Below are 9,228 nucleotides of genomic sequence, written 5' to 3' on the forward strand. Positions count from 1 at the left end.
GATAGGGATGCCCATGTGCGTGATGCGACGACGCAGCTCGGCGAGCTCGTCGAGCCGTGCACACGGCTGCTCGACGTACTCCAGGTCGAACTCGGCCAGCGCGTGCACGGCGTGCTCTGCCTCGTCGAGGTTCCACACGCCGTTCGCGTCGACGCGCACGCGCCCTTCCGCCCCGAGCGCTTCGCGCGCCGCGCGCACGCGTGCGACGTCGTCGGCCAGGCCGCGTCCGCCGACCTTGACTTTGGCGGTGCGGCATCCGTCGAACCGCGCGAGCACGTCGGGGACGGATGCCGCGGCGACGGCCGGCACCGTCGCGTTCACGCGCACGGCCGCCCGGGCCGGAGCGGGCTGGTCGCGCCATCCGAAGTCGATCGCCGCCGCGAGCCACGTCGCCGCCTCGGCGTCGTCGTACTCGACGAAGGGCGAGAACTCCGTCCAGCCGCGAGGGCCCTCCAGGAGCATTGCCTCGCGCGTGTCGATGCCGCGGAAGGGGGTTGCCAGCGGCAGCGCGACCACGCGCGCGGTCGCGAGCAGCTCGGCAAGCGAGGGGAGGGGATCCACGGCTCCATCCTGTCAGTCCGATGGTTCCTGACCGTGCAATTGACAATACTGTGTGACACACAGTAACGTGTGAATCATGGTCGAGAAGGAAGCGCTCGAGACGCACCTGCAGGAGCTGCGGCGCGGCACCGTCGTGCTCGCCTGCCTGCGACTGCTCGCCGAGCCCGGGTACGGCTACGGCCTGCTCGAGGAACTGGGCTCGCGCGGGTTCGAGACCGACGCGAACACGCTGTACCCGTTGCTTCGGCGACTGGAGAAGCAGGGGCATCTCACGAGCGAGTGGAACACCGACGAGGCCCGCCCGCGCAAGTTCTACCGCACGAGCGCGGCCGGCGCCCGCCTGGCCGCGACTCTCACCGACGACTTCCGATCGATCACCGCCGCGATCGACGCGCTCCCCGAGGAGGCCTCATCATGAACAGCGTCACGCTCATCGACCGCTACGTCGACACCGCGATGCGGACCGTGCCCGGCAGGCAGCGCTCCGACCTCTCCGCCGAGCTGCGCGCATTGATCGCCGACCAGGTGGACGCCCGCGTCGAGTCGGGAGAAGCGCCGGACGAGGCCGAGGTCGCGGTGCTCACGGGCCTCGGCGATCCTGACAAGCTCGCCGCCGGCTACACCGGCCGGCAGCTGCACCTCATCGGCCCGCGGTACTTCCTGACGTGGTGGCGCCTGCTCAAGGTGCTGCTGTGGGTGGTGCTGCCGGGCGTCGCCTTGGGGGTGTCTCTCGGGCTCGCGATCAACGGCGGCAGCGTCGGCGGGATCGTCGCCACGGCGGCGGTCGTGCTCGTGCACGCGGCCGTGCACCTCGGTTTCTGGACAACCCTGCTGTTCGCCATCATCGAGCGGATGTCTGCCGGCGCGCCATCGCCGTGGGCGGTGGACAGCCTCCCGGAGCCGCGTCTGACGGATGTGAGCCTGGTCGACGTCGTCGGGGCGGTGCTGATCCGGCTGGGTCTCGCGGGATATCTGGTCTTCGACCACTTCGTCCTCCCGACCCTGTCGTCGCCGAACATCGACCGCGGGGTGTCGCTGTTCGACGCCGACCTCTGGCCGGTGTGGATGCTGGGCTTTTTCGCGGTGCTGGGCCTGGACATCGCGCTCGTGGTCGTGGTGTACCTCGTCGGCCGGTGGACGACCCCGCTCGCGGTGGTCCGCGCCATCCTGACCGCCATCGGCTGCGCGGCCACGATCTGGCTGCTCGTGCGGGGAGAGCTGGTCAACCCTGTCATCCTCGAGAGCCTCACCGACGTCTCGTCCGGCGGGGTCGCGTTGTCGATCCTCACGACCGTGGTCGCGTTCGGCATCGTCGGCATCGCGACCTGGCACACGATTCACACGTTCAGCAAAGCTCGCGCCTGACGCGTCGATCTAGGCTGGGCGCATGCCGCTTCTCGACATCCCGGTGCGCGTGGGCGTGCAACTCGTTCCACAGCACGTCCCGTACCCCGGCATCCGCGACGCGGTGCTCCGGCTCGAAGACCTCGGCGTGGACGTGCTGTTCAACTGGGACCACTTCTTCCCGCTCTCCGGCGACCCCGACGGCCTGCACTTCGAGTCGTGGACGATGCTCGGCGCGTGGGCCGAGCAGACCGAGCGGGTCGAGTTCGGCGCGCTCGTGAACTGCAACAGCTATCGCAACGCCGACCTGCAGGCCGACATGGCCCGCACGATCGACCACATCTCGGCGAAGGGTGGCCAGGGCCGGTTCGTCTTCGGCACCGGCTCCGGCTGGTTCGAGCGCGACTACGACGAGTACGGGTACGAGTTCGGCACGGCCGGCTCGAGGCTCGACGACCTCGCGGCCGGGCTGGTGCGCGTCCAGGAGCGGTGGGCGAAGCTGAACCCGCCGCCGACGCGGCGCATCCCGATCCTCATCGGCGGCGCGGGCGAGCAGAAGACGCTGCGGCTCGTGGCCCGGCACGCTGACATCTGGCACAGCTTCGTGCGCCCGCACGAGCTGCAGCACAAGCTCGACGTCATCGAGCGGTGGGCGCAGCGCGAGGGGCGCGACACGTCGGGGCTCGTGGTCTCGAACGAGCTGCCGAGGCGCCATCCCGAGGTCGCCGACGCGCTGTACGACGGTGGCGTGCGGCTGTTCACGCTCGCCTTCGACGGGCCCGACTACGACTACGACCTCGTGCGCGGCTGGCTGCGGTGGCGCGACGAGCGCAACGGTGGGGCGCGATGACGGTCTCCGAGCTGTTCGACCCGGGCGAATGGGATGCCGCGCCCGGCGCCGACGCGTACACCGACATCACCGCCCACGTGTCGAAGGACGGGCGCATCGCGCGCGTCGCGTTCGACCGGCCGGAGGTGCGCAACGCCTTCCGCCCGCACACCGTCGACGAGCTGTACCGCGCGCTCGATATGGCGCGACAGGACCCGCGCATCGGCGTCGTGCTGCTCACCGGCAACGGCCCGAGCCCGAAAGACGGCGGGTGGGCCTTCTGCTCGGGCGGCGATCAGCGCATTCGCGGGCGGTCGGGCTACGAGTACGACGGCCCTTCGACCAGCTCTGGCGCCGGCCGCCTGCACATCCTCGAAGTGCAGCGGCTCATCCGGTTCATGCCGAAGGTCGTGATCGCTGTGGTCCCGGGCTGGGCGGCCGGCGGCGGGCACTCGCTGCACGTCGTGTGCGACCTCACGGTTGCATCGGCCGAGCACGCCCGGTTCAAGCAGACCGACGCGGATGTCGGCTCGTTCGACGCCGGCTACGGCTCGGCCTACTTCGCGCGCCAGATCGGCCAGAAGCTCGCTCGCGAGGTGTTCTTCCTCGCCGAGGAGTACTCGGCCCAGCGCGCCTACGAGATGGGCGCGGTCAACCGCGTCGTGCCGCACGCCGACCTCGAGCGCGAGGCGGTCGCTGCGGCGCGGACGATCCTCACCAAGTCGCCCACCGCCATCCGCATGCTGAAATTCGCCTTCAACGCCGTCGATGACGGCCTCGTCGGCCAGCAGGTGTTCGCCGGCGAGGCGACACGGCTCGCGTACGCCGGCGACGAGGCGGTGGAGGGCCGCGACGCGTTCCTTCAGAAGCGCGACCCCGACTGGTCGCCCTACCCCTGGCACTTCTAGGATTGCCCTTCGTGGCCAATCGTAAAAAGCGCAGCCTCGCCAAGAGGAAGCAGCCGCGCGGCAACCCGCAGAAACCGCATGTGTCGAGGGATCCTCGGGTCGCGGCGAAAGCGACGCTCGGCGACTGGATCGGCGCGGCGCGGCTGCGCACGCTGCCGCTCGCGATCGCTCCCGTGCTGATCGGCACGGGAGCCGCGCGCCTCATCGACCCGAGCTGGCACTGGGCGCTCGCTCTCGCGTGCCTGGCCGTCGCGGTCTCGCTGCAGATCGGCGTCAACTTCGCCAACGACTACAGCGACGGCGTGCGCGGCGCTGACGACCACCGGGTCGGGCCCGCACGCCTCACCGCGTCGCGCAAGGCGAAGCCGCGCACCGTGCTCGCGGTCGCGCTCGGGTTCTTCGCGATCGCCGCCGTCGCGGGGGCTGCGATCACGATCCGCACGCAGCAGTGGTGGATGCTCGGCGTCGGCGCGGTCTGCATCGTCGCCGCCTGGTTCTACACCGGCGGCAAGCGCCCGTACGGGTACTACGGTCTCGGCGAGGTGTTCGTCTTCGTCTTCTTCGGGCTGGTCGCCACGCTCGGCACCACGTGGGTGCAGATCGGCACGCTGCCGCAGGAGGCGTGGTTCGGCGCTGTCGGGGCGGGCCTGCTGGCGTGCGCCGTGCTGTTGGCCAACAACCTCCGCGACATCCCGCAAGACCGCGCCGCCGGCAAGCGCACGCTGTCGGTGCTCATCGGGCCGCTGCCCACGCAAATCCTGTTCACGCTGTTCGTGGTGGCCGCGTTCGCGATCTCGACGTTCCTCGCCGTGCTCTACCCGATCGCGTGGCTGGCACTGCTCGCGCTGCTGGCCGGGCTGCCGGCGATCGTCATCGTGTGGTTCCATCGCGACCCGCGCGAGCTCGTCACGGCGCTCGCGCTGACATCCCTCACCGCGCTCGCGTACGCCGGGTTCCTGTACTGGGCGTTCGTCGGCTGACTCACTCGTCGGCGTCTTCGATCTCTTCGTCGGTCGGCGCGGTCTTGCGGTGGGCTCGGCGCTCGGCGAGGCCGGCCGACACGCGATCCAGCGGCCGGCGCAGGAAGAGCATCGACAGGCTCAGCCCGATGAGCGCCGCGAACAGGGCCGCGAGCCAGTACAGCTCGCGGAACACGGGGAAGAGCATCAGGACGCCGAGCGGCACGACGAACGCGAGCAGCCGCAGCACCGAGTACACGAGCACGGGCGGGAGCTTCACCGTTCCATCCTAGGCAGGCGGCAGGGCCCGCCCTGCCTGGGGGAGCGCTCACAGTTCGGCCACGACCGGGCCGAGCCGCCCCCGCGAGCTTAGGATGGAAACGTGGCCCGGTTGCTGTTCATTCTGGTTCCGTTGGCAGTCGCCTTCTGGATCTACAGCGTCGTGGACTGCGCTATGCAGCCCCCCGCTCGCCACCGCGGTGTCGCCAAGCCCGCCTGGATGGTGATCGTGACGCTGATCCCGATCGTCGGCGGAGTGCTGTGGCTGACGATCGGTCGTGCGCGGGCCTCGGAGCCGCTTCCGCTGCGCGGCCCCGACGACGATGTCGCCTTCCTCGAGGGGATCGGCAGCCAGAGCGACCAGGACGAGCGCATCCGGCGACTGGAGGCAGAGCTCGCGCAGCTGGACGCGGAGGACGACGACCCGCGCTGGCGCCACCTCGAGTCAGGGTCGGCAGACGCCCCGGACGACGACGCGCAGAGCGGCGACAGCGACAGCGACGGCGACGTGCGCGGCCAGCGCGGCGCCATCGGCTGACGTGGCAGGCGACGGCGCGGAGCGCGCGCTCGCCGCTGCGGCGACGGATGCCGCTGCGGCCCTGCTCGACGAGCTCGTGCGTCGCGGCGTGGCCGATGTCGTGGTGAGCCCCGGCTCGCGCTCGCAGGCGCTCGCGCTCGTGGCGGCCGCGCTCGAGCGGGCGGGCCGCGTGCGCCTGCATGTGCGCATCGACGAGCGCGTCGCCGGATTCACCGCGCTCGGGCTCGCCCGCGAGACGCGCACGCCGGCCATCGTGCTGTGCACGTCGGGCACGGCCGCGGCGAACCTGCTGCCGGCGGCGCTCGAGGCCCACCACGCCGGTGTGCCGCTGTTGCTGCTGACGGCCGACCGCCCGCCCGAGCTGCGCGGGGTCGGCGCGAACCAGACCACCCGCCAGCCCGGCATGTTCGCGCCGAACGTGCGGTTCGAGGCTGACGCGCCCGTGCCGGAGGAGACGGATGCCACAGGCGACGGCGAGCAGACGGCCATGCTGCGCGGCCTCGCGGCCGAGGCGTTCTCCGCGGCGCTCGGCGCCGGAGCGCGCTCGGCGGGACCCGTGCACGTGAACCTGCCGTATCGCGAGCCGCTCGCGGGGGAGCTCCCCGCGTGGCTCGCCGCGCCCGCGTCCGCGCCCGAGCCCGCCGAGCCGGCCTTCGACGACGCCGTCGTGTCGGGCGCCCTGTACCAGGGCGGCGGGGGCATCGGCTCGGCCGACGTGGCGCTCGAGACCGACGCCGAGCCCCACGTGCTGGGGCGCGGACCCCGCACCATCGTGGTGGCCGGCGCCGACGCGGGGCCGGACGCCGAGACGGTCGCGCACGAGGGCGGCTGGCCACTGGTCGCCGAAATCGTCAGCGGCGCCCGGTTCGGCCGCAATCTCGTGCCCGCCTACCGCGCGCTGCTGCGCGACCCCGCGCTCGGCGGCCGCGTGGAGCGGGTGGTCGTGCTCGGGCATCCGACCCTCAGCCGCGAGACGGTGGCGCTGCTGTCCGACCCCGAGGTCGAAGTGGTCGCGGTGCGCGGCCCGGGCGAGCCGCTGGGCCTGAACGGCGCGACGCTCGCCGTCGACGCGGTGGCGGTGGCCGCCGGCGTGCCGGATCGCGAGTGGCTGGGGGCGTGGCTGCGGGCCGGGCGCGCGGCATCCGTCGATCTCGACCCGCCCGCGCCCGACCTTGACGGCCTCTCGTCGGCGGTCGCGCGGGACCGCCTCGACGCGGTCGCCGCCGAACTCGCCACCGTGCGCCGCCCGATCGACCGCGCGGCGCTCGTCGACGCGGTGTGGCGCGCGACGTGGCCCCACGACCGGCTCGTGTTCGGCTCGTCGCGGCTCGTGCGCGTCGCCGACGACGTGCTGCCGGGCAAGAAGGTGCCCGTGCACGCCAATCGCGGGCTCGCAGGAATCGACGGCACGATCGCCACGGCGACCGGCATCGCCCTGGCCAGCCAAGCCGGCGGCCGGCCGGGGGTGACCCGCGTCGTGCTCGGCGACCTGGCCCTGCTGCACGATGTGGGCGCGCTGCTGCTGCCCGCCCGTGAGACCGAGCCGCGGCTGCAAGTGGTCGTCGGAAACGACGGCGGTGGCACGATCTTCGACACGCTGGAGGTCGCCGCGGTCGCGGGCGAGGACGACTTCGACCGGGTGCTGCACACGCCGCAGAGCGTGCGCCTGGCGGAGCTTGCCACCGCCTACGGCTGGGAGCACACCCGCGTGACGACGCGGTCGGCGCTGGACCAGGCGCTGGTCGCCCCCGTCGGCGGGCGGCAGCTGATCGAGGTTCCGCTTTCTCGTTGACGGCGCTCGTCGGCCATGATGGGCATGTGACCGCGAGAAGCCAGAAGTACTGGACCGGAGACGTCTCGAAGCTGCTGCGGGTGCGAGACGGATTTCGGCTGTCGAAAGTCGACCCCGACGCCACCCCCGGCTACGGACGCAGCAAGAAGCACGCGGCCGACGACCTGGTCGAGGGCGCCACGCAGCTCGAGGGCCTGCAAGAGCAGCTGTACGCGCAGAGCACGCGCGGCGCGGGTGACGCCGTGCTCTTGGTGCTGCAGGCCATGGACACCGCGGGCAAGGGCGGCATCATCCGGCACGTCGTCGGGGCGGTCGACCCCCAGGGCGTCGCGCTCGCGGCGTTCAAGAAGCCGACGTCCGAAGAGCTCGCGCACGACTTCCTGTGGCGCGTCGGCAAGCGCGTGCCCGCCCCGGGGCGGATCGGCGTGTTCGACCGGTCGCACTACGAGGACGTGCTCATCGGCCGTGTGCGCTCGCTCGCTCCTGCCGACGAGATCGAGCGCCGCTACGGTGCCATCAACGACTTCGAGAAGCGGCTGGCCGATGCGGGCGTGCGGATCGTGAAGGTCATGCTGCACATCTCGTCGGACGAGCAGAAGGCGCGGCTCATGGACCGCCTCACCCGCCCCGACAAGAACTGGAAGTACAACCCCGCAGACGTGGACGAGCGTGCGCTGTGGAGCCAGTACATGGACGCGTACCAGACCGTGTTCGAGCGCACCTCGACCGAGTGGGCGCCGTGGCACGTGGTGCCGGCGAACCGCAAGTGGTACGCGCGACTGGCCGTGCAGCACCTGCTGCTGGAGGCGTTGGAGGGCATCGGGCCGAGCTGGCCCGCCGCCGACTTCGACGTCGCCGCCGAGCGCAAGCGCCTCGCCGCGACCTGAGCGGCGACTCCGTCACGCCCGATCAGGCCAACGCGTCGACGATCGGGCGGAACTTGGCCCGGGTCTCGAGCAGCTCGGCCTCGGGCTCGCTGCCGGCGACGATGCCGGCTCCGGCGTGGGCGACGACGGGCCGCACCGGAGGCGTGCCGTCGGTGGGGGAGCCGAACTGCGCGCAGCGCAGCGCGATGGCCCACTCGCCGTCGCCGCACGCGTCGATCCAGCCCACCGGTCCCGCGTAGCGGCGGCGATCGAACGGCTCGAGCCGGCGGATGACATCCATTGCCGTCGCCGTCGGCGTGCCCGCCACCGCCGCCGTCGGGTGCAGCACGGCGACGAGGTCGAGAGCCGACGCGCCGTTCGCGAGCTGCGCTTCGACATCGGTGGCCAGATGCCACACGTTCGGCAGGCTTAGGGCGAACGGCTGCTCAGCCGCGGCGACCGCCGACGTCACCGGGCGCAGGGCGCCCACGACGCTCTGCACCGCGTACTCGTGCTCGTCGAGGTCTTTCGAGCTCGTCGCGAGGGTGAGGGATGCCGCGGCGTCGGCGTCGGGGTCCGCCCCCCGCGGCGCGGTCCCCGCGAGCACGCGCGCGGTGACCGCGCCGCCTCGCACTGTGACGAGCGTCTCGGGGCTCGCGCCGACGATGCCGTCGACCGCGAACGTCCACGTGTCGGGATAGCCCGACGCCAGCGTGCGGGCGAGCCGGCGCAGGTCGGCGCCGGCGGGCACTGTGCCGACGAGGTCGCGGGCGAGCACGACCTTCGCGATGTCGCCGGAGCGGATGGCCGTGAGCGCCCGCCGCACGGCGTCTTGGTATCCGTCAGGGTCGAGCGCGCCCGGCCCGAGCGTTCCCGACCAGAACGGGCCGAACGGGGTGGGGCCGGGCTCCGCGGCGTCGTCGGCGTCCTCACGTCGGATGCGGGTGATCCACGCGCGCCCGGCGCGCCGGCCGACCACCGCGCGCGGCACGACGACGCGGCTCGCCGCCGCTGAGCGCGCGTCGAACGCGAGCGCGCCGAAGCCGACGAGGCCGGTTCCCGGCAGTCGCACGGGGTCGTCCACGACCGCGTCGGCGGCCAGCGCGCGCCACGCGTCGGCCAGCGCGGGGGCGTCCGCGCGCGCGTCGCCAC

General features: G+C 72.5%; 11 protein-coding genes. 8 read left to right on the forward strand and 3 right to left on the reverse strand.

All coding sequences use genetic code 11. From position 1 onward, the window contains the following. Window positions 1-561 (reverse strand): enolase C-terminal domain-like protein (locus tag QM611_RS03585; protein ID WP_415078531.1); only part of this gene is annotated, 561 nt, incomplete at its 3' end. A 76-nt stretch (window positions 562-637) separates the two neighbouring features. On the opposite strand from QM611_RS03585, the gene QM611_RS03590 reads away from it, so the two are divergent. From QM611_RS03590 to QM611_RS03610, 5 genes are read left to right on the forward strand one after another with little or no spacing between them, the layout of a single operon-like run. Beyond that, window positions 638-979 (forward strand): PadR family transcriptional regulator, encoded by a 342-nt coding sequence (locus QM611_RS03590; protein ID WP_415078532.1) that lies wholly within the window; start codon window positions 638-640, stop codon window positions 977-979. Continuing rightward, on the forward strand, window positions 976-1,926 hold the full coding sequence (locus tag QM611_RS03595; RefSeq protein ID WP_415078533.1) for a permease prefix domain 1-containing protein: 951 nt from the start codon (window positions 976-978) through the stop codon (window positions 1,924-1,926). Before QM611_RS03590 ends, QM611_RS03595 begins: the two co-directional genes overlap by 4 nt. Window positions 1,927-1,948: 22 nt before the next feature. Next, window positions 1,949-2,755, forward strand: a complete 807-nt coding sequence (locus QM611_RS03600; RefSeq protein WP_415078534.1) for an LLM class F420-dependent oxidoreductase — start codon at window positions 1,949-1,951, stop codon at window positions 2,753-2,755. Continuing rightward, window positions 2,752-3,642 (forward strand): 1,4-dihydroxy-2-naphthoyl-CoA synthase, encoded by an 891-nt coding sequence (locus QM611_RS03605; protein WP_415078535.1) that lies wholly within the window; start codon window positions 2,752-2,754, stop codon window positions 3,640-3,642. Before QM611_RS03600 ends, QM611_RS03605 begins: the two co-directional genes overlap by 4 nt. A gap of 11 nt (window positions 3,643-3,653) precedes the next feature. After that, the gene (locus QM611_RS03610) at window positions 3,654-4,622 is read left to right on the forward strand and encodes a 1,4-dihydroxy-2-naphthoate polyprenyltransferase (RefSeq protein WP_415078536.1); all 969 of its coding nucleotides are present in this window, start codon (window positions 3,654-3,656) and stop codon (window positions 4,620-4,622) included. A gap of 1 nt (window position 4,623) precedes the next feature. On the opposite strand, the gene QM611_RS03615 is transcribed toward QM611_RS03610, so the two are convergent. Then, on the reverse strand, window positions 4,624-4,881 hold the full coding sequence (locus tag QM611_RS03615) for a DUF4229 domain-containing protein (protein WP_415078537.1): 258 nt from the start codon (window positions 4,879-4,881) through the stop codon (window positions 4,624-4,626). Between the two features lie 102 nt (window positions 4,882-4,983). Between QM611_RS03615 and QM611_RS03620 the strand changes: the two genes are divergently transcribed. From QM611_RS03620 to QM611_RS03630, 3 genes are read left to right on the forward strand one after another with little or no spacing between them, the layout of a single operon-like run. Continuing rightward, window positions 4,984-5,418: a PLDc N-terminal domain-containing protein gene (locus QM611_RS03620; RefSeq protein ID WP_415078538.1), complete on the forward strand. Its 435-nt coding sequence runs from the start codon at window positions 4,984-4,986 to the stop codon at window positions 5,416-5,418. A gap of 1 nt (window position 5,419) precedes the next feature. Continuing rightward, window positions 5,420-7,210 (forward strand): 2-succinyl-5-enolpyruvyl-6-hydroxy-3-cyclohexene-1-carboxylic-acid synthase, encoded by a 1,791-nt coding sequence (menD, locus tag QM611_RS03625; protein ID WP_415078539.1) that lies wholly within the window; start codon window positions 5,420-5,422, stop codon window positions 7,208-7,210. Window positions 7,211-7,236: 26 nt separating this feature from the next. Beyond that, on the forward strand, window positions 7,237-8,097 hold the full coding sequence (locus QM611_RS03630) for a polyphosphate kinase 2 family protein (protein ID WP_415078540.1): 861 nt from the start codon (window positions 7,237-7,239) through the stop codon (window positions 8,095-8,097). A gap of 22 nt (window positions 8,098-8,119) precedes the next feature. Here QM611_RS03630 and QM611_RS03635 read toward each other — a convergent pair. Next, window positions 8,120-9,228, reverse strand: a 1,109-nt coding sequence (locus QM611_RS03635) for an isochorismate synthase (RefSeq protein ID WP_415078541.1), incomplete at its 5' end; no start/stop codon positions are given.

The sequence above is a fragment of the Microbacterium sp. genome, assembly GCF_047606685.1.
Lineage (GTDB): Bacteria > Actinomycetota > Actinomycetes > Actinomycetales > Microbacteriaceae > Microbacterium.

Bases quoted from the DNA above. Each gene is read 5' to 3' on its own strand.
- QM611_RS03590 (WP_415078532.1), top strand. From the start codon at position 638: ATGGTCGAGAAGGAAGCGCTCGAGACGCACCTGCAGGAGCTGCGGCGC.
- QM611_RS03595 (WP_415078533.1), top strand. From the start codon at position 976: ATGAACAGCGTCACGCTCATCGACCGCTACGTCGACACCGCGATGCGG.
- QM611_RS03600 (WP_415078534.1), top strand. From the start codon at position 1,949: ATGCCGCTTCTCGACATCCCGGTGCGCGTGGGCGTGCAACTCGTTCCA.
- QM611_RS03605 (WP_415078535.1), top strand. From the start codon at position 2,752: ATGACGGTCTCCGAGCTGTTCGACCCGGGCGAATGGGATGCCGCGCCC.